Genomic DNA, 26,550 nt, shown 5'->3' with positions numbered 1-26,550 from the left:
TGTGAACAAAGTCAACGGGCGTAGTAGCCTGACAGGCAGGGCGGGGCAGGGTGGCTTGTTTTGAGCACCTAGGAAGTCGAATGGTCGTTTTTCATCGGAGTGCCAGGGAGATCCATGGTGTCGACGACGCCCGCCGTGCCAGTAACCTTGGCCGAAATCGCGCGGCTTGCTGGTGTGGGACGTGCCGCCGTAAGTAACTGGCGCCGTCGGCACGAGTCGTTTCCCGCCCGTATCGGCGGCACGGACGTGAGCCCACAATTCTCACTGACCGAGATCGAGGCATGGCTGCGTGACAATGGCAAGTTGAAGAAAGCCGCGGAGCGCGAGTGGCTCTGGCCGCAGTTCGAGGCGCTGGGTGGCCGTGATGCCACAGGCTTCGCCATCGCGGCCGCGGGCCGCCTCATGAGCGGCGACGCACACGGACCTGTGGGCATACATCTCTCTGCCGAGGCGCGCGAGTTGGCGCAGAAGGCGGCGAATCTCGGGCGGCGTGAGGGCCCGTCGGACGCCTTCGAGTTCCTGCTGCGGCGCTGGCTCGACGCCAACGTACGGCAGATCAGCACAACGCCAGAACCGCTCGCCGCGCTCATGGTCGATCTCGCCCAGGGGGTGCGGTTGGGCGCGGACGCCGGCGGGCACGGCGACATCCACACCGTGCTCGACCCCGGGTGTGGTACGGGGCACCTGCTCGCCGCGGCCGCCGCCGCCCACGCGCCGGTCACCCTGCTCGGCTGCGACCGCGACCCGGTGCTGGCCGCACTGGCGGACGCCCGTCTCGCTTTGCTGTCCCGAACCGCCGAGGGGTCCATCACGGCGGATGTCCGGTCCGCGGATTCGCTGCGCGCGGATCCCCTGGCCGATGTCCGAGCGGACGTGGTGCTGTGCAACCCCCCGTTCAACGAGCGGGACTGGGGTTATGAGGAACTCGCTACAGACGCGCGTTGGGTGCACGGGATGCCACCCCGCACCGAACCCGAACTCGCCTGGGTGCAGCACTGTGTCGCCCGCTTGGAACCGGGTGGTGCCGCGGTGGTTCTCCTGCCGCCGGCGGTGGCCTCTCGCAGGGCGGGCAGGAGGATTAGGGGGTCGCTGCTGCGCTCCGGGCTGTTGCGGGCCGTCGTGGCTCTGCCCCCGGGCTGTGCGGCACCACACAGCGTCTCGCTCCAGTTGTGGGTGCTGTACATGCCTCGGTTCGGCTCAGGTCCGCAGGGCTCTGGGGAGCTACTGCTCGTCGACGCCGCTTCCCGCTTTCCGAGGACGTCCGCACACGATGCCGTACCCGACTGGGGAGCACTCGCCGCGTTCGTCCGGTCGGCGCTCGGCGCGGCAGGTCAACCGGGCGAGCGGGCAGACACGCGGCCGCAGTTCGTCACCTCGCTACCGGTCATCGACCTTCTCGACGACGAAGTCGATCTGACGCCCGGGCGTCACATCACGCCGCCGCCGTCCGCAGTCGGCTCCCAACGGGCGGAATCGTGGAAGGAATTCGACCGGCTAGTGGCCGCTCTCGGGGACACGGGCGGGCACTTGTCCTCCCTCGAATTCGCCGGCGGCGAGGCCGGTGCACAGCCGACCACGACCGTGGGTGAACTTGCCCGCGCGGAAGCACTCACTCTGCGCGGAGGGCAGCAGCCGACGGAGGGGACGGTTTGTGAAGGTCGGCCTGCCGACGACGGCGTTCCCCTGCTGACGGTGCCCGACCTGCTGATGGACGGTGAGCCCCATGGCTGGCTGACCCGGGCGGATGCCGAGGCGACAGCAGCTGTCCTCGCGCAACCGGGGGATGTCATCGTGGTCGGTGTGGCGAGGGCTTTCGCCGCCTGGGTCCACGACGGCCCGCCGACGGCCCTCGGGCCCCAGCTGTACGCGCTCACGGTGCATCCGGACCAACTCGACGCCTGGTTCCTCGCGGGATCGCTGCGGGCTCCTGCCAACGCTCGCCAGGCCGGTACCCACGCGTCGAGTTCCTCGCGCGTGGACGTCCGCAAACTGCAGGTCCGCCAGATCGGCCTGGCGGAACAGCGGCGTTACGGTGAGGTTTTCCGGCAGGTGGCGGACTTCGAGAAGACCGTCAGACAACTGCACACCCTCGGAACCGGACTCGTTCGCGACCTCGCTGATGAGCTGGCCGCCGGGCGGATGACTGCCGAGGCATGACAAGGCGCCGGGCCGGGCGGTGCGCAGCCTCGGACCTCGGCGATCAGGCTAGTTTCGGCTTACGGCGCGTGGTCTTGCCGAGCCCCGAGGGCCGGATGCCTGTCCTCGCCCGAGGGGGTCCGGCCGTATCCCGGTTTCAGGACTCCGGACCGGCGAGCCGTTCGGTGACGTCGAGGTCGACCTCGCGGCGTACCTCCTCCACGCGCGCCGCCAGTGAGGCGGGCAGCCCGGCCGCCACGTGGCCTGCCGCCTCCACAGCGGCGATCGCCTCCTCGATCTCGCCGAACGCGAGCCGGCACTCGGCCGCCCGCAGCCGCAGCACCGCCCGGCACGCCCGTTCCTCGGGACCGTCGCCGTGCACGAGTTCGCTCGCGATGCTCTCGTAGAAGCGGGCGGCCGGGCCGCACTCCCCGGCCAGGCGCAGGCCCTCCGCCGTAAGCTCCCAGACCCGGCGGACCAACGGCCGCCGTGATCCCCACTCGTCGCGCGCCCGTTCTGCGAGCCCTTCAAGCCGACGTACTGCGTGGTCTGGGTCGCCGTCGTGAATCTCCCGCTGAGCCTCGTCGCACAGCTTCTCGACGGCACGCGCGTCGAGCCACTCGTCGTGAGCCGCGGGAGCGGACGGCGAGGGAGCGGGCGGCTGCCGACGGATCGGCCGCTCCCGCGGGAGCCGGAAGGGCGCCGTGGGATCGCGCTTCAGCCGCGGACGCGGTTCGGGATCACCAGGGCGTGGCGTCAGCGCGGCCAGGACCTCTCGGACCTCTTCGACGGTCGGCCGGCGCTCGGGGGCCTTGGCGAGCATCCGGAGCACAAGGTCGTCCAGGGAGCCGGGAATTCCGGCGGCGTGGACCGCGAGGGGCAGAGGGTCGTCGTGCAGGTGCTGCTCGACCATGCCCTTCGTCCCGTCGGCGACGAAAGGTGGTCGGCCGACGAAGAGCTCGTAGCAGACACAACCGAAGCAGTAGACGTCGGTGCGAGTGGTGGGCTCCTTCTCCAGGATCTGCTCTGGCGCCTGGTAGCCGCGGCTCCCCAGTGTCGAGCCGTGCCGTGTGTACTGAGTGACGCCCATTCCCAAGGGCTTGGCGATGCCGAAGTCGATGAGGACGGCGACACCGTCGTCCGAGATCATGATGTTCTGCGGCTTGAGGTCCCGGTGCACCACGGGCAGCGTGTGCGCGCAGGCCAGGGCGTCCGCCACCTGCGCCGCGACGGCGGCGGCCACGGTGAGCGTGAGCGGGCCGTGCTCGCCGAGGAACTTGTGCAGGTTCACACCGGGGACGTGGCGCATCGCCATGTACGGCATTCCCCGGTGCGACCCGTGCCCATAGAGCTCCGGGATGCCCGGGTGGTCCAGCCTGCCCAGGAGCATTGTCTCGCGCCGGAATCGGGCACGGAGCACGTCGAGTTCCTCCTGCCGCGCGAGGGTGTCGAGCTGGCGCAGGTCCTCTGAGTCAGGGCGGAGGAACTTCACCGCTACGTCGAGACCGGTTTCGCGGTCTGCGGCACGCCACACCTGCGCCATGCCGCCCTTGCCGATCGACTCGGCCAACTCGTAGCGACCCTCGACCACTTCGCCCGCGCGGAACTCCTGTGAACCGCTGTCCACCACTGCGCCCCTCCGTACGCCTGCACCACTTGGTGCATCTCAGCGTAGCGTGAAACGGAAGTGGATCGTTTCGTCTATGGACTTAGTTCACAGATTTATGGCATTGTGAAGTGCACGCTGGAGCGTTGCCTGCGTTCCGGCTGAGCCCTGTCCTCGATCGCTCGCGCTGTCCTCACCAGGGGGAATCAATGCAGAATCCGCCGGGAACCGCAGGGCACGGATGGCTGATCAAAGTGAGCCCCAGACACGCCCGTCCGGCTCCCGCCGCCTGCCCATCCCACCTGCGGACCGCCGTGCGGCCGATGGTCACCGCGGATCCGCCCACACCGTTTCGCCCCGCACCACGCGAGGAGTTCGCGTTCGGGCCCCTGTTCGCCGCGCTCGACCTCTGGGAACACGAAGGGTGGCCACTTGGGCGGGTGCTCGCCGAACTCCGCAGTACTCGTGGGGTATTCCGCGGACGTGGCGCAGTCGTGCATCCGGCCCTGCTGGAGTGGACAGCGCAGGCGCTGGAACGGTATGCCGTCGCCCGTGAGCGTGAGCAGTCGCAGGCCAGGGCGGCAGGGCTGCCATCGACCGCGCCGGTCCGGTCGGGATGGACGGTGCGCACCGCCCGGCGGGAGGTGCCCGACGCACGTGGGGCACGGCAGTACGAGCACACCGTCTGGGGCCGACCCTACGCGTCCGCGGACGGCTCCCTCAGGGAGCTCTGGATTCCGTCGCTGGGTAGAGCCAAGGAAGACCGTCCAGCGGCGGAGAAGGCTGCCATCGCCCATGTCATGGCCAAAGGCGAGGAGACTCCTCGGCGCCGAGCCCGTGTCGCTCCGCCTGAGGCGCCGACCAACCCCGGGCGTCCACCGGACCGGGTGCGCGTGTTCGACTTCGGGTGCGCGGACGGCAGTGCCACCCTGCTGCTGGACTGGAGGTCCGCGCAGGCGGCGGAGCGCTTTACCGCCGACACCGCACCTGTCTTCCACCATGTGGCCACCGGGACCGGCACGCGACCCGGCGAGAGCTGCGTCGAGTGCAAGGGCATCAGCCGGTGCACCGCGCTGCGCAGGACCCCGGATCTGTGGGGAGGCACGCCTTCGACGCAGGCCCACAAACGGCGCTCTCTGTCCGCCTGGGACCTGCGCCTGTACGGCGAGTGCCCGGCCCAGTACCACTTGGTCCGACGGCTCCACCTCGACAACCTGGCCGAGGAGGGCGACGGCGCACGCCGGGGCCGGGCCGTCGACGACTGGCTGAACAAGCGGCACTCCGTACGCCCTGCGCGCACGTGCCGGAGCCTGCCCCGCCCCGACGAATTCGAGGTGGCAGGGGAGTACAACCTGGACGGTCCGTCGGCGTGGGAGGCCGCCCGGATGCTCGACGAGCACCGCGCGCTGTGCCCTCTGGACGGGATCGCCCCCGAGGAGCAGGTGCTTGTGCAGCACACGGTGACCGCCTACGTCCCTGAACTCGACGTCGTCGTCCTGGCCGTGCCCGACCTCCTGTACACCTTCCGCGGCCGGTGGATCTGGCGGGAGACCAAGACCTCCTCCCGGCCTCTGTGGGAGGGGCGGTCCCTCCTGCGGTCATATCCACAGCTCGCGCTGGCGGTACTGCTGTTCTCCGCCGGAGCCGTCGGCACCGGGGCGCGGCGTTCCTGGATCGAGCTGGAGCACCTGCGAGCTGACCGGGGCCTCAGTCGCCTGGAACGTATCGACCCTGCCCATCCGGAGACCGTCACAGAGGCCCGCGAGGTCATCGCCGAGATCGCCCAGCCCCTGCTGAACGACACGTCGTACGAACCCAGGACGGGGCGGCACTGCCACGGCTGCCAGGCACGCACCTGGTGCGGTCCCGGCACCGCCTACACGGCCGATCATCCGCGTGCCACCGGCACGCTGGAGGATGCGTCGGCCTGGGACCCCGATCGAGGGAACCCGCATGACTGATCGACCGCATCTTCCTGACTGGCTTGCCAACCCGGACGTCGTTCTGCTGCGTGATGTCGCGACCGCCGTCGTTCGGCTCGACGCGGTTACCCGGCTCGACTCCTTCAGGCTGCCTTATCCGGCCGATGCCCAGAGGGCCCTGGACGCGCTCGTGCTGCAGTGCCTGCGCAACGGCGCACGTCCGCCGGCCGGGGTGCCCGAGATGGTCCGGTGGTGCCGCACACGGCCGCTGGGCAGCTGGCCGCTCGACCGGCTACCCGACGGGCTCTTCACCGGCGACGACCGGCTGATCGACGAGGACTCGGGGGAGCCGACACAGCTCTGCCAGGAACTGGCCGTCGAGGGGCGCGGCGGCAGCACCGCTCGCCAGTACGACCGACTTGTCGTCCATGAAGCCATGCGGGCATGCCGCGACGCCTCGTCCCCCGAGTCGTACACGGCGTTCCGCCGCCTGCTCGTCGACCGCCCTGTGCTCACCGAGGCCGAGTGGTCCGACGTCAGCACGGACCTGTTCCTCGATCCGGTGAGGTTCCTGATCGAGGAGATCTATGCGCCGGTGCCCGCCAGTCACCGTAGGGACGGCTCCTACCTCACCTGCGGGCGGTGCCTGACCCTACTCACACCGCTGGCCGGAGGCGGTTGGTGGTGCGAACGGGACCAGTGCCGGCATGAAGGAGACGCACCGCACGGCCGCCTGCTCGACCCGGCCGAAACCGGTGAGCTGCGCCAACTGCGCAGGCCCCTCAGACAGTTCGTGACCGGCCCCGGCAGGGCGGAGACCGAGCTGGAACAGGCCCTACGAGACCTGGGACTAGGCGTGGAGATGTGGCCAGGGTTCGACGCGTACGACCTGAGGATCACCTTTCCCGACGGGTACGTGTGGGCCGTCGACGTCAAGGACTGGGCGTTTCCCGGGCTGCTCGGCAGCACTGCGGAGCCCGTCCGACCGGAGCCGCCCTACCACGAGGCCTGCTGGGTGGTACCGCGGTTCCGGGTGCGCACGCGGCGGGACTATCTCGACGTTTTCGACCAGGAGCGCCCGGCGTCCGCCGGCGGCCTGCGGCTGCTGACGGACGAACAGCTAGTGAAGGCGGCGCGGTTTCGGTTGCGTGGCGAGCGAGGGCCCGAGGCTCGTATCGCTCCGTCGACCGCGGAAGCAGAAGGAGCAGGAGCAAAAGGTGCGTGATCGCAACGGCTGGTACCAGCAGCTCGTCAAGGACTTCGGCCCCTGGCCGCAGGAACACGCGGGAACGAAGCCCGCGCTTCTGTGTCAGGTCGAACTGGGCCTGCGTCTGCTGGAAACTCTCGATCCGGGCCTCTCCGTCGATGGCACCTGGGTGCTCCTCGGCGGCTACCCCTTCGCCCGAGCCGCCGGACTCGTCACCCGCCCCGCCGACGAACTGGCGCTGACCGCTGCCCGTCACCTGCTGTGGCCCATGCGCCGCCACCGCGTCTGGCAGCAGAGCCTGGAGGCCTATCTCGACCTGCCGGAGCGGCTGCGTGGCTACCGTGTCCCGCCCGGCGGCGGTCCTGCCCGGCGCGTCAGTCCGCCCGTGGCCGCACACCGCTTCGAGGTGTACGACACCGCTCTGAGCCGGCTACCCGACTACGCCAGCAATCCGCTTCCGCAGGCGAGCGAGGGCACGTACCGTTTAGTGGACCGCCGCAGGTATACATCCGTCACGCTGTCGGCCGACCTGGTTCTCGATCCGCCATCGGGTCACGACCTCGGCGCCGGACGCCCTGGCCGATCGACGCGGTTGAACGTGTCCCTCGCCGAACTCGCGGGGATCGCACAGTGGATGGATGAGGCGGAGCGCACGCGCGGTCTGAAGCCGGGCAACTGGGCCGAGCGCCTGTCGCGACTGGAACTGGACACCCGCACCGCCGACGGAACAGGGTTCGAGAAGGCCGACGCTCTGCCGCTCGACCAACTCACGCACCTCGTGGGAATGGTCGGCGCCGGAAAATCGACCCTGATGACGCTGCTCGCGGTGTGGGCGCACCGCAAGGGCCTGCGTACGACGCTCGTCGTCGGTGACGTCGCGGAACAGCTGGCGCTGACCGCACTGTTCCGCGGACTCGGTCTGCGCGCGGCGATCGTCCAGGGCGGCACCACCCGGCAGCAGCACACTCAGCGGCTCCACCGTCGGCTCGCCAGCCGCGGCGGACACTCCCTGCTCACCCACACCAGCTCTGCGTTCACCCATCTGAGCACCGCGTGTCCCCTGGATGCCCTGCGCGTCCTCGACTCGGCCGCACCCCTGCGCTACGCGGACGCACCGTGCGGCAGCCTCCACCCGGTCCGTCAGCAGGACGGGAAGGACGAGTCCACGGCCGCCAGGATCACCCGGGAACTCGCCCGAGCCCGCGGCGAACGCCCCGACGACAGTGGCTCCGAGGACTTCGGCGACGGCTCGGACCTGGAGGAGCTCCGGGACCCGCACGCTTGCCCACTCTGGAGCGCCTGTCCCCGCCACTCCGCGGCCAGGGACCTCGTGGACGCGCTCATCTGGGTGGCCAACCCGGCGAGTCTCGTCCAGACCCCGGTGCCACGCCAGCTCAACGCCGAGCGGCTGCGCTACCTGGAGCTGGCCTGTCTGCGGAGCGACATCGTGATCGTGGACGAGGCCGACCGGGTGCAGATGCAACTCGACCAAATGTTCGCACCCTCGGCCACTCTGGTAACGAAGGGGCTCGAATCCTGGCTGGACCAGCTGCAGACGCACGAGATCGCGGAGCTGGCCCGGCAGGGTCGCCTCCAGCTGTCCGACCAGGACGTCGAACGCTTCTCCGCCGCCCTGGATGTCGTAGGCTCCGCAGCCGACCGGCTGTACGCCATACTCATCGGGGACGCGAAGCTGCGGAAGTGGGTGCAGATCGACTATTTCAGCGCCTGGACCCTTCAGGAGAAGCTGCTCCACGCCTGGTACCCGCCTGCACGGAGAGAGGGGGAGGCCGACGGCGAATACGACATCGAGGACGAGGCCGACCTCTACGGTGACGACGAGGGCCTGGACACAGGGACAGGTGACGCCCCTGCTGCGGTCGGCGACCCGTGGGCCGCCCGCCGCGACGAGGTGACCAAGCTTTTCGACACCTTCCGCGACGACCCGCTCGGTGATCGAGGGCCGCACGGCACGGCCGCGGACGCGATGGCCGACCTCGCACAGGATCTGCTGCACACACTCAACGAGAGGCACACCCGTCGCCGAGTTCGCGGCCTGCTGGAGGACCTTCTCGACGGTGCACCGGGCCCGGACCAGAGGCCGGCTCAGGCATCTGGCGCCCAGGGGAAGACTGCCCCTGAAGACGTCCCCCTGACGGATGCCTGGCTGGAAGCAAACGCACGCCGACTGGAGTTCACCCTCATCCTCGCCGCGCTCCACCAGCGCCTGGACCGTGTCACTTTCTTGTGGCCCCAAGTCGAGGCGGCCCTGCGGCTCGATCCGGGGGGACACGACCTCACCCGGCGACCGCCCCTCGACTACGCCCCCCTGCTGCCCGAGGCCCCCATGGGGAACGTGATCGGCTTTCAGTACCTGATTGAGGAGCGGGATACGGGGACAGAGCGCGACGGTCGGCGCACCGGGACCCTGCGCTTTTTCCGGTGCGCCGGAGTGGGCCGGGAACTCCTTCTCTCCCTTCCGCAGCTCGGCGCCGACCCGGAACACGACGTGAACGGACCACATGTGCTGCTGATGTCGGGCACCAGCTGGGCAGGCACCTCGACCCGTGCCCACGTGCTCGCCCCTGTGCGAGCGGTGCTCAAGCCACAACCACAGGCACTCCGCTCCATCCGGGACACCGTATTCCGCACAGAGTTCCAGTACGACGACGCGGGGCGCCCGATCCGCCTGTCCGGACAGGACCCCGACAAACGCGACGATGTTCTGCGCATGCTCGTACACCGGCTGGCACGACCCCGCCGCGACGGCAGTGCGGGCCCGCTCCAGCGTGAACTCGCGCAGATCGCAGACGAACGGCGCCGCCGTGCGCTGCTCCTCGTGGGCAGCTACCGGGAGGCATCGGTGGCAGCCGACTGCCTGGACGAGATCCCGCGCTGGCGGGGGCGGGTCCGCGTGCTCGTCGCGGACGACGCCGAGCTGGAGGCGGCAGTCGACGGCGAGGCCCCGGCTGCCACTCAAGGCCCCCGGGCGGGCGCCGTGCGGCGTGGCGACCTCGCCTCCTTCGCCGATGATCCGGACGCCGAACTGCTAGTGGCCCCACTGTTGGCCATCGAACGCGGACACAACATCCTCACGGCACCGCAGCGTCCGGGCGAGGAGCGGGTAGCCGCGTTCGGGACGGTGTTCTTCCTTGCCCGCCCGCATCCGCGCCCCGACGACCTGTCCCTCGCTGTCTTCGCCGTCAACGACTGGGCCACGCGCTTCGCACGTAACCAGCCCGGACTTGATCAGGGCACCTTCGGCGAGCTGGTAAGCAAGGCCGGGGGCCTCAACGCAGCGGGTGGCGCCTTCCGGGCGACCGCCCGCGCGGTATGGCGGCATCTGCTGTCGCGGCGCTACATCTACTCAGCGTTGTCCGACAAGGAGAAGACCTCTTTCGCGTGGGACCAGTTGGTCACCATCTGGCAGGTGATCGGCCGTCTGGTACGCGGCGGCGTGCCGGCGCGTGTCGTGTTCGTCGATGCCGCGTTCGCCCCTCGGCTTGCCTCCGAACGGACTCGGAGGCTCTCGTCGGGGCGACTCCCTCGTTGGCTCGACGATCCCGGCCTGCTGGTCAGGTTGCGGGACGTATTGGCTCCCTACTTCGCCCCAGGCATCGACCCGGGAAGGTTTCCAGACCCATCTGACCCCGCACTGGTCAGGCTGCTCTACCAGCCCCTGTACGAGGCCCTGTGCGGCATCGGCGTACAGACCCGCGAGGACCCACCCCGGTGACGCTGTAGCCGCTCAGCAGGGAGCCGACGGATCCACCCGCTGAGCTTTCCGCTCCCGCATCCCGCCTGAAGGAGGAACACATGTACAAGAAGATCCGCAGAGCCGCCTACCACCTGAGCGACGAAGGAGCCTGGACAGAGGACTTCCGCGCGCTCCGGTTTCCCGAGCACTGGCAACAAGGACTGCTGGAACTCCACAACCACGGGCGTGACGAGGACAAGCGGCACAAGACCGTCCCCACCCGGCGCCTGGACGCCGTACTGCAGACGCTCGCACCCGACATCGTCGTCCGGCCGCGGCCCAAACCGCCTGTGGGCCAAGGGGCCATGCCCCCAGACGACTTCTGGATGTACGTACCGGACGGGGCGCCGGACCCGCTCCCGGACGGGACTCTGGGCAAGCTGCTCGACGCCTGGCTGCGCACACTCGGGCCCACGGGAGCGGCAGACGACCCTGGCTTCCGCTCCCTTCTTCTCCGTTGTAGTGCCGAGTTGAAGCAGAACCTCCCAGGGTGGGAACCGGTGCGTGGCGTGGAGTTGCTGGCCGCGTCGCCCACGAAGGGCGGCACGGCCGCTCCGGAACCCCGGCAGTTCCAGCTCGCGACCGACGCGCTCGCGCGCCGGATTCTCACGTTGGATCCGTACCCCTTCGACGGTGGTGAGCTCCGCTTCCGCGCGCTCCCCCGAGGCCCCCGCGACCAGGGGGCCGAGCTGATGTCCCAGCCCCTGAGCCGCACGATCAAGCGCAGGGAATGGTGGTTCTCCATCGTGCTGAACATCTCCCTGCACACCACCCCGTTCGACCCCCGGCCCCGGTTGCACTTCCACTGGGGCGTACGTCGGTGGGCCACACACCCGAGGGCGGACACCAAGCGTCTGAATCTTCCGTACCGTGAGGCGACCACCATCTATCTCCGGCCGCGCATCCCCTGGCTGCCCGGTGCGCCGGCCACCGAGCGGTACGCTCTGGCCCGCCTTCGGCGCGACCGGGACTCCGACGGATTCGCCTGGGTCGAGAACGACCCGGCGGGCATCCTGCGCACGCTCAGCGTCACCGGTCACTTTCCGGACATCGACCAGCTCCTCTCGGAACCCACCGAGTGGATCAAGGACGGTCCCGGGGTACGCGCCTGCGTGGTCCACAGCACCCGCATGGGTGTCCACGAGGTGGGCCGGGGCCTTATGACGCACCAGCTGTCCGAACTCACCGCGTGGGCGGAGCAGGCGCTGCCCGAAGGTGTAGTGCGCGTTCCGGACCTGGTGCGCGGTCGGGGACGCGGCATCGCCGCCCCTGCGAACCGGCGCGCCAAGCCGAAGGGCGACGCGGAGAAAAAAGCCGAGGAGCTGCGCGCTGCTCAGGCCCGGCGCACCGCCCTCGCTGCGCTTTCCCGCCTCACCGGTCTGGACTCCACCGACACCGGACGTCCTGTCGTGGAGGCCCGGCTGCTGTGGCAGACCGCCGAGGTACGACGCCAGGGAGTCACGGCCTTCGCCCAGGCACTCGGCCTGGACGGTCCCGGCGACCCGGACAGCGCCGGGGTGACGGACCAGGACTTCGACGAGGCCCGCCCTGGCTCACCTGTCGTGTTGGAGTGGCAGACACCGGAACTGATCCTGAGGTTGCGCTGTCTGCCGCTGGCCGACGGGCTCGGTGACCGGCTGCGCCCCGATGCGGTGGTCAAGGGAAAGGGAGCGCGCATCGCCGACGGGATCATGCGGCGCCGACGCGATCTCCGCGAATGGCTGAGCCGGGACGGGGCCGACCCGTCTCGCCCCGGACTCGCCCTGGTCGAGATCGCACACCGTAGCACCTTCAAACCCCGCGAGACGGACCCGAAGTTCGCCATCCGCCTCGGCTGCGCCGACGCCGGGCTCCTGACGCAGTTCGTTGTCACATCCTCCGAGGAACGCGGGATCGACAACGCCGACAGTCTGGAGCACCGAGCCCACAATGCCTGGCTGGACGGACTGCGGCAGCTCGGTGTGCGCGTACTGCCCCAGCACACGCTCGGTGCCGACCTTCCCAACGATCTTCAGTACGCCGCGCTGTGGATGGTGAAGCGGCGCAAGGACGGCCCCACCCGCTTGCCCAGGCATCTGCCAGTCGCCGTGCTCGTCACGCCGCTTCCGGAAGCCACGGACCTCGCATTGGTCCGCGGGTGGGATGACGACGCCTGCGAATGGATCCCCTATCCGCGCTTTCTGCTCAGCTTGGTGAAAAAGGCCGAGATCGATCCGGAGGAGTTCGCGGAGCCGTCCCCTGCCATCCCCGGGCAGCGCGACGGCACGAGCCCACAGGCGCGATGGGTCACCCCTAAACAGTGGCGTGCCAACCTGGCTCAGCAGCGCCAGGAGACCGCAAGCTTCCTGCAGCGGATGCTTCAGTCTCTGCGCGGACGCCCCACGGCCCTCATCACTCATGCCCAGAACAGCAGGCTGCACTGGCCGTGGCTGCAGGATGGTCAGGTCATCCGGGACCTCCTCCGGACGGGACATGCGCCCGCGGGACGGCTCGACGACGAGCTCCGCCTGGTGCGCGTACGCGGGCGGACGGGGAGGGAGACCGCCCAGTGGTGGGGCCTGGCGGAGAAGGGCGAGCCGAATGGGCAGCCGGCCGGATTCTGGGCGGCGGACATCAGCGGCGATGGTCAGCGCTCGCCAGACGAGAGGGTGTTCTACAGCACCACGGAACGCCCCGGATCCCAGCCGGTCTCTCCTGCACTCGACAGGCTCGCCACCAGAGTCACCGCGGCCGGTAACCTCGTTTCGCAAGCGGGCAAAGGCGCCTGGAACCCCGCCCTTGTCGAGATCGCGGTACTTGGATGTCATGCGAGTGACGACTTCTCGGATCAGGCGGGGAAGCCCGACGAGCCGGAGGTGCTGGCCCTGGCCATGCACCAACTGCGTCAAGCACCGGACTATCCGGCGTCGCTGTCTCTACCACTGCCTCTTCACCTGGCTGGGCTCGCTCAGGCTTATGTTCTGCCCATGTTCGCGGAGGGAGAATCGGCTGAGGAGGACGAGAGCGACAGCTCAGGGGAGCAGGCTGCCGGTGGTGCAGCAGAGTATGAGGCCGAAGTGGACCCGGATGTCGCGGACGCGGCAGGGCTGTCGGCGGAACCAGATCTGCACGATGAGGCCTGGGGTGCTGACAGAAGGCTGGAAGCGGGCACTTGAGCAGACCCGTCCGACCTCGGCCCTCTCGGAATCGAAACAGGGGGCTACTGTTCTCTCGGCATCACTCGAGGAGTTCAGCCGCCGCCGACATGTACCCTGATCGGCTCCGAGTAGCCCCGGTCGGATCCGGGTCGAATTCGTCCCCGCGTATTGTCCGCTCTGGTTGCGCGAGGGGTCGGAAGCCGACGGATAGCCGGACGGGGAGCGCCGGACAGGACCGAAAGTATCGTCCGGTGTGTCTCCCTGCGGGGCGGGCACTGTGGGCGCGGGCATTGTCAACATTAACCAGGTCGTAGCCGGCTTCCCGGTAGGTGGGGGGCAGCCTCGTGGACGGGCAGTACGCGCGGGCGGTCGGCCGTGTAGGTGTGGCCGCCCGGAGCGGGCCGGTCGTCGAGGAGGAGGTTGGTGACGGCAGGGTTGGTGAAGGCGCCACGCAGCATGACCTCGTGGTTGATGCGGCGGATGGAGTACTGGTTGAGGTCCCGGCGGGCGACGCGCCCCGCTCGGTCGGCCAGCGGCCGGCGGCGCTGTGGGCGGGGATGCGTCCGGCGGGGGAGATGTGGTCGGCGGTGATGGAGTCGCCGAGGTGCAACAGTGCCTTTGCCAGCGTCGGACCCACGTGTTCGGGCGTCGCAGCCTACAGGCCGGTCAGGTGTGGAGGGCCCTGACGATGGGAATGCCGGGAGGGCTGGCGAAGACCTCCTGCCGTGGCTTGACGATGCGTCAGGAAAGTCGGCAAGTGGTCAGCATGAGTCCTGAAAGACCTGGAGAGAGCTGACCGAACGTGCGAATGGTTGTAGGCTCCGGGAACCGCCCTTGACCTGCGTGAAGTGGGCAGGGAGCAGACATTTCGGGAGTTTCTTCGTGTTTCGTACCATGTTCAAGTCCAAGATCCACCGCGCCACCGTCACCCAGGCCGACCTGCACTACGTGGGATCGGTGACCATCGACGCCGATCTCCTCGACGCCGCCGATCTGCTGCCCGGGGAACTGGTGCACATCGTGGACGTCACCAACGGTGCCCGGCTGGAGACGTACGTCATCGAGGGGGAGCGCGGCTCGGGGGTCGTCGGGATCAACGGGGCGGCGGCCCATCTCGTCCACCCCGGTGACCTGGTGATCATCATCAGCTATGCGCAGGTCACCGACGCGGAGGCCCGTGAGCTGCGGCCCCGGGTCGTGCATGTCGACGCCGGCAACCGGATCGTGTCCCTCGGCGCCGACCCGTCCGAGCCGGTGCCCGGCTCGGACCAGCAGCGCAGCCCGCAGGCCGTAGGAGGCTGACCGGCTGACCGGTGGTCCAGGGGCGTGCGGCGCCTGATCGAGACCGCACGCCCTGTCCGCCGTCCACACGACCGTCCAGCCCGCCCGCGAAACCCGCTCGACCTGGTCAGCCCACCGACGGGATCATGATCAGATGCCGTCGACCGAATCAGCCGCCCGCCGGCTTCAGGACCGTGCCGCTCTGTGGAGCGTGGGTGAGATCCGCGCCACCGACGTCGTCACCGCCGCCTGTGACGCACTCGTCGCCGGCCTGGACGGCCCCGCCCTGCGGATGTTGGCGGCGTGCACCCGCGCGGAGGCGGATCACGACGTTCCCGGCCTCCTGCCCCCGGCACTCGATGAGCTGGGCCTCACCTTCCCCGCGGTGGGCAGTGTTGCCGGCCAGGAGGCCGCCGTACGAGCGCTTGCCGCCCGGATGCTGGCCGGCGAGCTGACGCCGCGGGAGCTGGCCTTCCGGATCCACCGGCGGTTCGGGCACGAACTGCCGCTGGCCGAGCGGCTCGCCGAGCTGGACGACGCGTACGACCTCCTCGAATACGGCGACGCGACACCGGCACAGGTCGACGCCGAGGTCACGGCCGAAGCCTCGCGGCTGGCACGGCATCCCGGTCTTCCAGCCGGGCGCACGGACGCACCGGCCTGACACCGGCCGGTGGTCCCGTGGGCTCAGGCCGAACGGGAGCTCGCCTCCCAGGAGGCGGTGATGTCGCGGGCGACATCGCGTAGGAGGCCGATGAGCAGGTCCGCGAGCGGGGTGAGGCCGGCGTCGGCCTTGGTCACGGCGTAGAGCTGGCGGTAGGGCCTGGGGCGGGCCAGTTCGCGATGGGTGGTGCCGGGCGCGTGGGTCAGGGCCAGGCGTGAGACCAGGGCCACCGCGATGCCCGTGCCGACGAGGGCCTGGGCGACGTCGTAGGACTCCGTCTCGAACCGCACGGTGGGAGTGAAGCCGGCCTCGCGGGCCGCGTCGTGGAACTGTTCGCGGGCGGCGTGGCCGGCCAGGATGGAAACCCACGACTCGTCGCGCAGCTGTTCCAGGCGGAGTTCGGTGTCCGCGGGCTGCCCGGTGGCCAGGGGATGGTCGTCGGGGAGCACCACGACCATCGGGTCCAGCAGGAGCGGGTGGGCCCGTATGTGCGGGGGCGGCGCGAGCGGCGTGCCCCAGGACGCGACGATGGCCACGTCCAGGCGTCCCGCGCCGATCTCGTCCGCCCCGCGTCCCGACACCACGTCCACGACCGAGACATCGGCGTCCGGGTGGCGGTGGCGCAGCGCCGTCAGGGCCGGTGGCAGCAGGTGCAGGGCGGCCGCCTGGAACGTCCCGATGCGCAGCCGCAGCGAGAGGTGACCGAGCAGCGCGGCCAGTTCCGCCTGCGCCCTGTCCGCCGCCTCCTCCACGGTCCGGCCGTGCGAGGCCAGCAGCTCACCGGCCGCGGTGAGCGAGGCCCCGCGAGGCCCCCGCACGACCAGCGGCACCTGCCAGTCCCGCTCGGCCTTGGCCACCTGCTGGGTGACCGCGGCGGGCGTGAGGTGCAGTGCGCGAGCCGCCGCCGTCAGGGAGCCGTGCCGCTCGATCAACGCGAGAAGCCGCAGCTGTCCCGGATCCACCACCATTCACCGATCCTAACGCTGCACCCCTCTCTTTTAACTTCTCTTACGAGCGCGGGAGGGGAAGGGTGGGGGCACACCCATCGGACACGGTCCCCGGAAGGGTTCTTTTCCCATGCCCACGCATGTGCCCGCTTTCCTCGTCACCACCCTGCTGCTGGCGATGCTGCCAGGCGCGAGCCAGGCCCTGATGATCCGGCAGGCCCTGGAAGGCCGCCGGCATACGCTCCGGGGCACGCTCGCGGGCAATGCCAGCGGCTTCCTGCTGTGGTCCACGGCCGCCGCGGCCGGGCTGTCCGCCGTCCTGCTGGCCAGCCCCACCGCGTACGCCGTGCTCCGGATCGCGGGCGGCGTCGTGCTGATGATCCTCGGGCTGAAGACGCTGCGGACCGCGCTCACCACCGGCTCCGCCCGCCCGCCCCGCGACGAAGGGGGCCGCAGCGGCTTCGCGGGCGGATACCTCACCGGCCTGAGCACCAACCTCGGCAACCCCAAGGCGGGCGTGTTCGCCGTCTCGGTGCTGCCCCAGTTCGTGACCTCCGACGGCCCGGTGTTCCTGTCGACCGTCGCCCTGGGAGCCCTGTGGGCGCTCGTCAGCGCCTCCTGGTACACGCTGCTCACCTGGGCCGTCGGCCGGGGGCGCGCCCTGGTGTCGCGGCCGGCCGTCCTGCGGGGACTCAGCGTGACCACCGGCGCCGTCCTGCTGGGGCTGGGCGCCGCGGTGACAGCGGGTGTCTGAGGACCGGACGCGAGTACTTCGCCCACCGCACGGGAGACGAGGAAGAAGCCGATGACCTACGCCACGACGCCGGACGGAACCCGCATCGCCTACCAGCTCCGGGGCCGGGGGGCGCCGCCGCTGGTCCTGCTGGCGGGCCAGGCCAACAGCCACCACTGGTGGGACACCGTACGCGCCGACTTCCACCCCGCCCGCAGCACCCTCACGCTCGACTACCGGGGCACCGGCGACAGTGACAAGCCCGACGCCCCCTACAGCACCGAGCTGTTCGCCCAGGACGTCATCGCCGTCCTCGACGAACTCGGCATCGACCGGGCCGACGTCTACGGCACGTCCATGGGCGGACGGGTGGCCCAGCAACTCGCGGCCCGCCACCCCCACCGGGTGGGCGCCCTGGTCCTCGGCTGCACCTCACCCGGCGGCCCGCACGGCGTCGAACGCGGCGCCGACGTCCGCCGGGCCCTGACGCGGCCTCGGCCCGGAGCCGCGCGACAGGCCCTGCTGGAGCTGATGTACACCCCTGGATGGCTGGCCTCCCACCCCATCCCGCACCACACCCTCGGAGACCCCGGCATGCCCGTCCACGCCCGGCGCCACCACCTCGCGGCCGGCGACCGGCACGACGCCTGGGACCTCCTGCCGGCCATCAGCGCGCCCACCCTGGTCGTCCACGGCAGCGACGACCTGCTCAATCCCACCGCCAACGCGCCCCTGCTCGCCGACCGCATCCCCGGCGCCCGGCTGCACCTGATCCCCGGTGCCCGGCACGCCTACTTCGAGGAGTTCCGCACCCACGCCGGGCGGCTCGTCCTGGACTTCCTCACCACCGCGCACAAGCGGTGACGCGCGCCCGGAGGCGAGCCCGTCACCCCGAGGCAGGGCCGCGCCGGCACGGGGCCGGGTCCGTCCGGTGCCGCCGTCGGGTGAGTGGCCGCGCGGGCACCGGGTAGGCGGGGGAGTAGTCCAGAGGCGACGTCCCGTGACAGCCCGGAGGACACGATGACCAACCCGCACCCCGACCCGGTCCCGCCCGACCCCGTCCCGCCCGGCCCGGCACCCGGTCCGGGCCCGAGCCCGACTCCGCCGGACCCCTACCCCACCCCGGTGCCGCCGCCCGAGCCGGTCCCGCAGCCGACCCCGCCCCCGCCGGGCCCCGGTCCCACACCGCCTCCGGCACCGCCCCACCCGGGCCCGCCGGAACCGTCCCCGTCCCCCATCCCCCCGGGCCCGGAACCGGTGCCGAACCCCGAACCGGGCCCTCCCCTCACCTGAGCACCACCGAGTGAGGGGGAGCGCACGGGGAACCGCCCGCCCAGCCACCGGCACACCCGTAGTCGCGGCCCGGGAGTGCCCCATGCCCCGTCCCCGTGTGCCCAGTCCCCGTGCCCCGGACAGCGTCCCCGGGGCACGGGGAACCACCGCCCGCCTATGCCGTGACCTCGCCGCGGTCCCCGCCCCACAGCGTGTGGAACGCCCCCTCGCGGTCCACCCTGCGGTAGGTGTGCGCGCCGAAGAAGTCCCGCTGGCCCTGGGTCAGCGCCGCTGGCAGGCGCGGGGAGCGCAGGCCGTCGTAGTACGCCAGGGCCGCCGCGAAGCCGGGCGTCGCCACTCCCTGCCGTACCGCCGCGATCTGCACCTCCCGCCAGTCGTCCTGCGCGTCGGCGATCTCGCGGGCGAACGTCTCGTCCGAGAGCAGGCTCGGCAGGTCGGGCCGGGCGTCGTAGGCCGCGCGGATGCGGTCCAGGAAAGCGGCGCGGATGATGCAGCCGCCCCGCCAGATGGAGGCCACCGCGCCGAGGTCGATGTCCCAGCCGTACTCCTCGCTGCCGGCCGCGATCTCGTGGAAGCCCTGGGTGTACGACACGATCTTGGAGGCGTACAGCGCCTGTTCCACCCGGTCGGCGAAGGCGGCGGCCTCCGGTTCGCTCAGCGCGGAGGGCTGCGGTCCGGCCAGGTCCCGCGAGGCGGACCGCAGCGCCGCGTGCCCGGACAGGGACCGGGCGAACACCGCCTCGGCGATGCCGGACACCGGGACGCCCAGGTCCAGCGCGATCTGCACGGTCCAGCGGCCGGTGCCCTTCTGCTCGGCCTGGTCCACCACCACGTCCACGAACGGCTTGCCGGTGGCCGCGTCCACGTGGGACAGCACCTCGGCGGTGATCTCGATCAGGTACGAGTCCAGCCGGCCCGTGTTCCAGGTGCGGAAGATGTCCGCGATCTGCGCGGGGGAGTACCCGGCGACATCGCGCAGCAGCTGGTACGCCTCCCCGATCAGCTGCATGTCGGCGTACTCGATGCCGTTGTGGACCATCTTCACGAAGTGCCCGGCACCGTCGGGGCCCACGTGCGTCACGCACGGCGCGCCGTCCGCGGCCTTCGCCGAGATCTTCTCCAGCATCGGGCCCAGCGACTGGTACGACTCCACGGACCCGCCCGGCATGATGCTCGGTCCGTGCAGCGCGCCCTCCTCGCCGCCGGAGATGCCCGCGCCGACGAAGTGGATGCCCCGCTCGCGCAGCTCCCGCTCCCGGCGCCGGGTGTCCGCGAAGTGTGCGTTGCCCCCGTCGATGATCATGTCACCGGGCTCCAGCAGCGGGGCGAACTCCTGGATCACCGCGTCCGTCGGCTCGCCCGCCTTGACCATGACGACCAGACGGCGGGGGCGCTCCAGCGCCGCCACGAACTCCTCGGCGGTCTCGGCCGCGACGAAGTCGCCCTCCTGCCCGAACTCCTCCACCAGCGCCTTCGTACGCGACACCGTACGGTTGTGCACGGCGACCGTGTAGCCGTTGCGCGCGAAGTTCCGTGCGAGGTTGCGGCCCATCACCGCGAGGCCCGTGACACCGATCTGCGCTGAAGTGCTCATACCGCCTGCTCCCTGGTTGCCTCATGTCTACGGCTCCGTCAGTACGGGGCCCTGCTTATCCTGACGTGCTGTGACGGCGAACGTGTTGGTGACCCGCCACATTCCGGTACGCGTCGCGAGCGCCCTGCCTCGGCCACCGGTCGCGGCCCGGCTCGACAAGAGCTGTTTCCCGGCCACTTGAGCCGTGCGGCAGGCCGATTCCCTGCCTTGTCATGGCCAGTTCGTGGTGCTTACCTTTGCCCCTCCTGACGCATGCCGAGGGGAATTCGGACATGGCCGCACGCGGCCGGCACCGCCGGTACCAGCCGAACAGGATCAACCGCGCCTCGCTCACCGTCACGGCGAGCGGCGCCGGCCTCGCCATCCCGCTGGTCGCCGCCGGCACCGCGCACGCCGCCGACGCGGCCACCTGGAACAAGGTCGCCGCCTGCGAGTCCAGCGGAAACTGGAGCGTCAACACCGGCAACGGCTACTACGGCGGGCTGCAGTTCACCCGGTCCACCTGGGAGGCGTACGGCGGCACCCGCTACGCGCCGCGCGCCGACCTGGCCACCCGGGACGAGCAGATCGCCGTCGCCGAGAAGGTGCTGGACGGACAGGGGCCCGGCGCCTGGCCGGCGTGCGCGCCCCGCGCCGGGCTGATCAGGGGCGGCGGCACGGCCGGCGCGCACACCGACTCCGCGACCACACCCCCGGCGCAGACCGACTCCTCGGCCACCCACTCGGCGCACACCCGCTCCGCGGCCACCCACCCGGTGCGGACCGGTGCGCAGCCGGCCTCCTCCGTCAGGGACGTCCGTCCGCAGACCACCCCGCAGTCCCGCGCGGGCCGGGCCGAGATGTACACCGTGGTGCGCGGTGACACCCTCTCCGGCATCGCCGGCGAGCAGCGCGTGCCCGGCGGCTGGCGGGCCCTGTACGCGGGCAACCGTGCCACGATCGGCTCCGATCCCGACCTGATCCTGCCGGGCCAGCGGCTCGGCCTGAACGGCGCCCGGACCCGGAGCACACCCCCCGAGGCTTCCGAGCCTGCCAAGTCACGGAAACGCCAGGCTCCTTCGGACAAGTCCCGGAAGCGCCAGGCCCCTTCGGAGCATGCCGGTACCCACCACGCCCCGCCTCCGGCCCACCACACGCGCGTCGCCCCGGTGACCGCCTCCGTCGGCACCGGCTACCACGTGGCCGGCTCGCACTGGTCGAAGGGCTACCACACCGGCGTGGACTTCCCCGTGCCGACCGGGACTTCCGTGCGGGCGGTGGCGGCCGGCCGGGTGGTGGCCGCGGGCTGGGGCGGTTCGTACGGCTACCAGGTCGTGCTGCGGCACGCCGACGGCCGCTACACCCAGTACGCCCACCTGTCCGCCATCTCCGTGCGGGCCGGCCAGGACGTCACCGCCGGCCGGCGCATCGGCCGCTCCGGCTCCACGGGCAACGTCACGGGCCCGCACCTGCACTTCGAGGTGCGGACGGGGCCCGAATTCGGGTCGGACGTCGACCCGCTCGCCTACCTCCGGGCCGGCGGCGTCGCCATCTGACGGGGGCACGGCACCGACAGCGGGACCGGCACCGACAGTGGCACCGGCACCGGCGGCACGGCCGGCACGTGGGAGCGCACGGACAGCGGGGCGTACGGCGCGGGGTGCGTGCCGTCGCCCGGTGGGAGGTACGGGTCCGGGGACGCGGCGTCGGCCGACGGGACGTACGGAGCCGGGGCCACGCCGTCGGCCGGCGGGCCGACGCCACCAGCCTCCGTTCCGGTTTCGCTCTCCGTCGTGCTCCCGGTCTCCGTTCCGCTTCCGGCTCGCGTTCCGCTCCCGGCCGGGCCGGGCTCGCGCGGCACCGGGCTCCCGGCCCGGTCCGTTCCGGTGTCCGCCGCCCCACGCTGCCGTGGCACTACGGGGCGGGGCTCCCGGGCGACGAGGGCCGGCCCCGTGGCGGCCGGAGACACCGCTGGGCCGGTCGGGGAGGCCGGCGTCGGCTCCGCCGGTGGGTCCGCCGGGGCCGGCCCCGGCGACTCCGGCGCCTCCCCGTGCTCCAGCCGTTCCGTCGTCAGCATGATCAGGCCGCCCGCCGCCACCACCCCGCAGCCCAGGGCGAGTACCATGCCCGCGGTGCCGTGGCGGAAGGTCTCGCCGAACATCAGGACGCCGACCGCGGCGGCCAGCACCGGATTGACCACGGTCAGAGTGGCCAGCGGGGCGGCGAGCCCGCCGTGCCGGTAGGACAGCTGGGACAGCAGGACACCGGCGACCGAGAACGCGCCGATCACCCCGAGCGAGGGCAGCGCGCCCAGGTCGATGCCGTGGGTCCAGTCCACGGCCACGGTCTTGGTGAACACCGACGACATGCCGAAGGCGACGCCGGAGGCGGTGGCGAGCAGCACGCTGCGCACCGCCGGGTGCCGGTGCACGGCCAGCCCGGCGACGGCCAGCGCCGCCACCGCCGCGCCGGTGGCCGGCGCGACGGCCAGCCGCTGCCCGGCGGTCAGGGAGTGCGTGGCGGAGGAGCCGACCAGCGACAGCAGACCGGCGAGGCCGGCCGTGGCCATGAGCGCGCCGCGCCAGGCGGTCGCCCCCGCCCGGCGGCCTACCCACAGCGCCGCCATGGGCAGGGCGAAGACGATGGTCAGCGCGCCGAGCGGCTGGACCAGGCTGAGCGGCCCGTAGGCCAGGGCCACGACGTGCAGCACACCGCCGAGGCCGTTGAGCGCGAGCGCCCCCCACCAGCCCGGCCGGCGCACCGGTGCGCTGCCGGCGGAGGACACCGCCACCCGCTCCTGCATGATCGCTCCGCCCGCGTAGGCCAGGGCGGAGACGACCGACAGGAGCACGGATAACGCCAGGGCGCTCATCGGCGTCTCCTCTGGGGGCGGTGGGTGTCCCGGGCCCGTATGCGATCGGCTTCCATGGTCGACACTCTGCCCGCTCGTGATCCGCCCGTCGTCGTCCCTGAGCGCAATGCCGCCTACTGCTTTCGCAGTATGCCGACGTGCCGCCCATCCCTTGGCGGCCTGACGCCGGGCGGGCACCCGCCGCACCGCTTCGGCGACGCGCCTGGTAGGAGTGCTGTCGTGGATCTCGACCGCGATCTCGCCGCACTCCGCCCGCTCGGCGGCTTCTTCGTGCTGCGCACCCTCCCCGGCCCGCCCGGCGCCGCCGGTCCGTGGCGGCTCCCGGCCCTCGCGGACGGCTACGCGCGGGTGCCGCCGTCCGGCCGGGATCCGGTCGCCGCGCGAGTCGCGGTGGTGGGGGAGCGGCTGCGGACCGCCGAGCCCCGGGTGGCCGCCTCCCTCGCCCAGCAGGGGCTGGCCGCCCGGCTGTGGTCGGCGGCCCTGGGCTGCGCCGTGCTGTACGGCCGGTTGCCAGACCTGGACCCGCGCCTGCTGCGCTGGGACGTGGACGCCACCGCCCCCGACGATCTGTGGCTCACCGAGGTGCGCGCCCTGCCCGGGGACGCGGCCACGCTGGCCGCCACCGTGCTGCACGGCCATCTGGAGCCCCTGACGGCGGTGCTGCGGGCCCGCTACGGCGTCGCGGCCGGCCTGCTGTGGGGCAACGCGGGCTCCGCGCTGGCCGCGACCGCCCGGGAACTGGGCCGCTGGGCCCGCGCCCACGGCCGTGCCGACGTGGCGGCCCGCACCCGCGCCCTCACCGGCGAACTGTTCGCCCATCCGCTGCTCGACGCCACCGGAGTGCGCACCGGCGCGTCCTTCCGGCGCCGCAGCTGCTGCCTGTACTACCGGGTGCCCGGCGGCGGACTCTGCGGCGACTGCTGCCACACCCGCCCACCGGGCTGACCGCTCTCCCGCACCCCCTACCCGGCGTTCCGCCCTCGACGAGAGCCCCCTCGGTGCGACGCGTCGCACGCCAATCACCCTGAATGCCCGGGTTCGTGCCTCGCGGCCTTCAGGATGCAGGCAACGATGTCCAACCCGCGGAGGTCACCGATATGAGAGGGACCCGGCGCACGCGCTGGTGCATGGCCGGGGTGATGGCAGCCTCGGCGCTGATCGCCACCCCCGCCGCACGGGCCGGGGAGCCGCCCGGCGACCGCCTCACCGAGCTGGTCAACCCGTTCATCGGCAGCCGGAACGAGGGCAACACCTTCCCCGGCGCGGCCGTGCCCTTCGGCATGGTGCAGCTCTCCCCGGACACCGGGCACACCACCGGCTACGACTACGCGCAGAACCGTATCCGCGGCTTCTCCCTGGTCCACCTCTCGGGGGTCGGCTGCCGCATCGGCGGCGACCTCCCCGTGCTGCCCACCACCGGCGACGTCACCCAGACGGACTACGCCCGGTACGCGGCGGCCTTCTCGCACGACGACGAGGAGGCGAGCCCCGGCTACTACCGGGTCGGCCTCGCCTCCGGCATCAGCGCCGAGCTGACCGCCACCGCCCGTACCGGCGTGCAGCGCTACACCTTCCCGGCCACCGGCAAGGCCAACATCCTGCTGAACGCGGCCCAGGCGCTGCACAAGCCGGTGCGCAGCGCGGTGGAGATCCTTGACGACCGCACCGTGCGCACCGAGATCACCGGCCACGGCTTCTGCCGGGACACCGGCCCCTACACCGTCCACACGATCACCCGCTTCAGCCGGCCCTTCACCGCCTACGGCACCTGGGACGGCCGCACCGTCACCCCCGGCGCCCGCACCGGAGCCGACGGCGCCTACGTCCGCTTCGACACCACCGGCGACCGCGTGGTCGAGGCGACCACCGCGCTGTCGTACGTGGACGCGCGCGGCGCCGCGACCAACCTGCGCGCCGAGGGCGGCCGCTCCTTCGACACCGTGCGCCGCCGGGCCCGCGAGGAGTGGGAGGGGCGGCTGACCGCCGTCCGGGTGCGGGGCGGCACGCCCGCGCTGCGCCGGACCTTCTACTCCTCGCTCTACCGGTCGTACCTGGCGCCCAACATCGGCGGCGACGCCGACGGCCGCTACTTCGGCTGGGACCGCCGCGTCCACCGCGCCCGGGGGTTCACCTACTACCAGAACTGGTCGCTGTGGGACACCTACCGCACCCAGGCCCAGCTGCTCGCCCTGCTCGCGCCGCGCGAGGCCCGGGACATGGCCCGGTCGGTGGTCGCGGTCGCCGAGGACGGCGGCTGGCTGCCCAAGTGGGGCTACGGCCCGGTCGAGACCAACATCATGACCGGCGACCCGGTCACCCCCTTCCTGACCACCGCCTACCACTCGGGCCTGCTGAAGGGCTTCGAGGAGCGGGCCTACCGGGCGCTGCGCGAGAACGCCGACGGCGTGCCGCCCGCCGCCCACCCGGGCGTCGGCCGGGAGGCCAACGCCGAGTACATCGCGCGCGGCTTCGCGCCCTGGGTCAAGGACCGCCCGTACGCCAAGATGGGCGACTCCGACTTCCACTACGGCGCCTCGGTCACCCTGGAGTACGCGCTCGCCGACGCCATGCTGGCGCAGATGGCCCGCGGCCTCGGGCACCACGAGGACGCCGCCCGCTACGCCGCCCGTTCGCGCAACTACCGCAACATCTTCGACCCTGCCACCGGCTTCTTCCGCGCCCGGGACGCCTCCGGCGCCTTCGCCGGCCCGGCCGACCCGGCCCGCGGCAGCGGCTTCCACGAGGGCACGGCCTGGCAGTACCAGTGGCTCGTCCCGCAGGACGTGCCCGGCCTGGTCGGGCTGATCGGCGGCAGGGGCGCGGCCGACGCCCGCCTCGACGCCTTCTTCGCCTACGACCGGCTGCTCGCCGACCCGGAGAGGACCGCGCGCGAGGTGTGGGTGCACGGCGACCCGTACGCCTACTACAACGCCGCGGTCTACAACCCGATGAACGAGCCGGACCTCATCGCGCCCTACACCTACCTCTCCACCGGCCGGCCCTGGAAGACGACGGACGTGGTGCACGCGGCGCTGACCCTGTTCACCGACAGCCCCGAGGGCCTCACCGGCAACGACGACCTGGGCACCATGTCCGCCTGGCACGTGCTGTCGGCCATCGGGCTCTTCCCGGTCCAGCCCGGCTACGGAACCTGGGGCCTGACCACCCCCGTGTTCGACCGGGTCGACCTGGCCCTGGACCGCCGTCACTGGCCGAGCGGCCGGCTGACCGTGACGGCGCCCGGCACCTCGGCCACCGATCGCTACGTCCAGGCGGTACGCGCCGACGGCACCCCGCACGACCGGACCTATCTGACGACGGGCGCGCTGCGCTCCCTGCGCTCCCTCGCCTTCACGGTCGGCCCGCGCCCGTCGGCGTGGGGCACCGCACCCGAAGCGGCGCCGCCCGTCCTGAAATGACCG

Annotated in this window: 16 protein-coding genes; 12 read left to right on the top strand and 4 right to left on the bottom strand. The window is 71.7% G+C overall.

Going from position 1 to position 26,550, the window contains the following annotated elements; all coding sequences use genetic code 11:
- The first annotated feature begins 114 nt into the window (after nucleotides 1-114).
- Complete coding sequence (locus Srubr_RS16825; protein ID WP_229926390.1) at nucleotides 115-2,157, top strand: N-6 DNA methylase; 2,043 nt, start codon at nucleotides 115-117, stop codon at nucleotides 2,155-2,157.
- Between the two features lie 136 nt (nucleotides 2,158-2,293).
- Here the strand turns inward: Srubr_RS16825 and Srubr_RS16820 are convergent, their stop codons facing one another.
- Nucleotides 2,294-3,763 carry a serine/threonine-protein kinase gene (locus Srubr_RS16820; RefSeq protein WP_189989317.1) on the bottom strand — a complete coding sequence of 490 codons (1,470 nt, stop codon included), beginning with the start codon at nucleotides 3,761-3,763 and terminating at the stop codon, nucleotides 2,294-2,296.
- Between the two features lie 872 nt (nucleotides 3,764-4,635).
- On the opposite strand from Srubr_RS16820, the gene Srubr_RS40780 reads away from it, so the two are divergent.
- The 6 genes from Srubr_RS40780 (at nucleotide 4,636) to Srubr_RS16790 (ending at nucleotide 15,710) form a co-directional block, all read left to right on the top strand.
- A complete protein-coding gene (locus tag Srubr_RS40780) occupies nucleotides 4,636-5,703 on the top strand; it encodes a PD-(D/E)XK nuclease family protein (RefSeq protein ID WP_229926389.1) in 1,068 nt (355 codons plus the stop codon).
- Nucleotides 5,696-6,889 (top strand): pPIWI_RE_Y domain-containing protein, encoded by a 1,194-nt coding sequence (locus Srubr_RS16810; protein WP_189989315.1) that lies wholly within the window; start codon nucleotides 5,696-5,698, stop codon nucleotides 6,887-6,889. The genes Srubr_RS40780 and Srubr_RS16810 overlap by 8 nt, the downstream gene beginning before the upstream one ends.
- Nucleotides 6,882-10,607, top strand: coding sequence for a pPIWI_RE_Z domain-containing protein (locus Srubr_RS16805; protein ID WP_189989313.1), 3,726 nt, complete (start codon nucleotides 6,882-6,884; stop codon nucleotides 10,605-10,607). Before Srubr_RS16810 ends, Srubr_RS16805 begins: the two co-directional genes overlap by 8 nt.
- A gap of 80 nt (nucleotides 10,608-10,687) precedes the next feature.
- The gene (locus tag Srubr_RS16800; RefSeq protein ID WP_189989311.1) at nucleotides 10,688-13,783 is read left to right on the top strand and encodes a pPIWI_RE module domain-containing protein; all 3,096 of its coding nucleotides are present in this window, start codon (nucleotides 10,688-10,690) and stop codon (nucleotides 13,781-13,783) included.
- 864 nt (nucleotides 13,784-14,647) lie between these two features.
- Nucleotides 14,648-15,067, top strand: coding sequence for an aspartate 1-decarboxylase (gene panD / locus Srubr_RS16795; RefSeq protein ID WP_189989309.1), 420 nt, complete (start codon nucleotides 14,648-14,650; stop codon nucleotides 15,065-15,067).
- A gap of 133 nt (nucleotides 15,068-15,200) precedes the next feature.
- Nucleotides 15,201-15,710 (top strand): hypothetical protein, encoded by a 510-nt coding sequence (locus Srubr_RS16790; protein ID WP_189989307.1) that lies wholly within the window; start codon nucleotides 15,201-15,203, stop codon nucleotides 15,708-15,710.
- A 23-nt stretch (nucleotides 15,711-15,733) separates the two neighbouring features.
- On the opposite strand, the gene Srubr_RS16785 is transcribed toward Srubr_RS16790, so the two are convergent.
- On the bottom strand, nucleotides 15,734-16,678 hold the full coding sequence (locus Srubr_RS16785) for a LysR family transcriptional regulator (RefSeq protein ID WP_189989306.1): 945 nt from the start codon (nucleotides 16,676-16,678) through the stop codon (nucleotides 15,734-15,736).
- Between the two features lie 109 nt (nucleotides 16,679-16,787).
- Here Srubr_RS16785 and Srubr_RS16780 point away from each other — a divergent pair, with 109 nt between their 5' ends.
- Both Srubr_RS16780 and Srubr_RS16775 read left to right on the top strand, forming a co-directional pair.
- A complete protein-coding gene (locus Srubr_RS16780) occupies nucleotides 16,788-17,411 on the top strand; it encodes a LysE family translocator (RefSeq protein WP_189989304.1) in 624 nt (207 codons plus the stop codon).
- A gap of 51 nt (nucleotides 17,412-17,462) precedes the next feature.
- Nucleotides 17,463-18,254, top strand: a complete 792-nt coding sequence (locus Srubr_RS16775) for an alpha/beta fold hydrolase (protein ID WP_189989302.1) — start codon at nucleotides 17,463-17,465, stop codon at nucleotides 18,252-18,254.
- A 583-nt stretch (nucleotides 18,255-18,837) separates the two neighbouring features.
- On the opposite strand, the gene gndA is transcribed toward Srubr_RS16775, so the two are convergent.
- Nucleotides 18,838-20,277 (bottom strand): NADP-dependent phosphogluconate dehydrogenase, encoded by a 1,440-nt coding sequence (gene gndA / locus Srubr_RS16770; protein WP_189989300.1) that lies wholly within the window; start codon nucleotides 20,275-20,277, stop codon nucleotides 18,838-18,840.
- Nucleotides 20,278-20,549: 272 nt separating this feature from the next.
- Here gndA and Srubr_RS16765 point away from each other — a divergent pair, with 272 nt between their 5' ends.
- Entirely contained in the window at nucleotides 20,550-21,812 is a 1,263-nt protein-coding gene (locus Srubr_RS16765) for a transglycosylase family protein (RefSeq protein WP_189989298.1), read from the top strand.
- Here Srubr_RS16765 and Srubr_RS16760 read toward each other — a convergent pair.
- Nucleotides 21,782-23,128, bottom strand: coding sequence for a DMT family transporter (locus Srubr_RS16760; RefSeq protein WP_189989296.1), 1,347 nt, complete (start codon nucleotides 23,126-23,128; stop codon nucleotides 21,782-21,784). The two genes, Srubr_RS16765 and Srubr_RS16760, sit on opposite strands and share 31 nt — an antisense overlap.
- A 219-nt stretch (nucleotides 23,129-23,347) precedes the next feature.
- Here Srubr_RS16760 and Srubr_RS16755 point away from each other — a divergent pair, with 219 nt between their 5' ends.
- Nucleotides 23,348-24,073, top strand: coding sequence for a (2Fe-2S)-binding protein (locus Srubr_RS16755; RefSeq protein WP_189989293.1), 726 nt, complete (start codon nucleotides 23,348-23,350; stop codon nucleotides 24,071-24,073).
- Between the two features lie 152 nt (nucleotides 24,074-24,225).
- The gene (locus Srubr_RS16750) at nucleotides 24,226-26,547 is read left to right on the top strand and encodes a GH92 family glycosyl hydrolase (RefSeq protein ID WP_189989292.1); all 2,322 of its coding nucleotides are present in this window, start codon (nucleotides 24,226-24,228) and stop codon (nucleotides 26,545-26,547) included.
- Nucleotides 26,548-26,550: the final 3 nt, after the last annotated feature.

Source organism: Streptomyces rubradiris (assembly GCF_016860525.1).
GTDB lineage: Bacteria > Actinomycetota > Actinomycetes > Streptomycetales > Streptomycetaceae > Streptomyces > Streptomyces rubradiris.
Note: the sequence above shows the minus strand (reverse complement) of the source record. Positions and strands in the feature narration are given on the sequence as shown.

Bases quoted from the DNA above. Each gene is read 5' to 3' on its own strand.
- Srubr_RS16825 (WP_229926390.1), top strand. From the start codon at position 115: ATGGTGTCGACGACGCCCGCCGTGCCAGTAACCTTGGCCGAAATCGCG.
- Srubr_RS16785 (WP_189989306.1), bottom strand. From the start codon at position 16,678: ATGGTGGTGGATCCGGGACAGCTGCGGCTTCTCGCGTTGATCGAGCGG.
- Srubr_RS16750 (WP_189989292.1), top strand. From the start codon at position 24,226: ATGAGAGGGACCCGGCGCACGCGCTGGTGCATGGCCGGGGTGATGGCA.
- gndA (WP_189989300.1), bottom strand. From the start codon at position 20,277: ATGAGCACTTCAGCGCAGATCGGTGTCACGGGCCTCGCGGTGATGGGC.
- Srubr_RS16775 (WP_189989302.1), top strand. From the start codon at position 17,463: ATGACCTACGCCACGACGCCGGACGGAACCCGCATCGCCTACCAGCTC.
- Srubr_RS16810 (WP_189989315.1), top strand. From the start codon at position 5,696: ATGACTGATCGACCGCATCTTCCTGACTGGCTTGCCAACCCGGACGTC.
- Srubr_RS16790 (WP_189989307.1), top strand. From the start codon at position 15,201: ATGCCGTCGACCGAATCAGCCGCCCGCCGGCTTCAGGACCGTGCCGCT.
- Srubr_RS16760 (WP_189989296.1), bottom strand. From the start codon at position 23,128: ATGAGCGCCCTGGCGTTATCCGTGCTCCTGTCGGTCGTCTCCGCCCTG.
- Srubr_RS16765 (WP_189989298.1), top strand. From the start codon at position 20,550: ATGGCCGCACGCGGCCGGCACCGCCGGTACCAGCCGAACAGGATCAAC.
- Srubr_RS16780 (WP_189989304.1), top strand. From the start codon at position 16,788: ATGCCCACGCATGTGCCCGCTTTCCTCGTCACCACCCTGCTGCTGGCG.
- Srubr_RS16800 (WP_189989311.1), top strand. From the start codon at position 10,688: ATGTACAAGAAGATCCGCAGAGCCGCCTACCACCTGAGCGACGAAGGA.